The organism is Gilvimarinus sp. 1_MG-2023 (assembly GCF_030548285.1).
Window position 1 is genome coordinate 1 of record NZ_JAUOSC010000541.1, and the last position, 329, is coordinate 329.

The window sequence follows — 329 nt, forward strand, 5'->3', positions numbered from 1 at the left end:
AGCCAGGGTGGCTCGGCCTTGTCCCGGGCGTTAGGGATGGACTCCCGTCTGGAAGTGGACTATCTGACCTGTGATCTGCAGGTTGGCGATCAATTATTGCTCACCACGGATGGTGTTCACGGGTTTGTCAGTCATGAGCAGCTGCAACAAGCCATGGCGAGCGTTGGAGCGGATACGCGCCAGCATCAGATTGAGCATATTTGTCGAGACGTGCTGGATGCGGCTTTGCAGGCCGGATCGGATGACAACCTGACCTGTGTGATGGTACGGATTCAGTCCTTGCCCGCTGCCGGGTTGGATGAAACACAACGGGCTGTCAACGCCCGGGT

General features: G+C 57.8%; 1 protein-coding gene. It reads left to right on the forward strand.

Annotated elements, in window-relative coordinates; genetic code table 11:
- Positions 1–36: 36 nt before the first annotated feature.
- On the forward strand, positions 37–329 hold a 293-nt coding region (locus Q4563_RS17990), incomplete at its 3' end, for a PP2C family protein-serine/threonine phosphatase (RefSeq protein WP_303605476.1).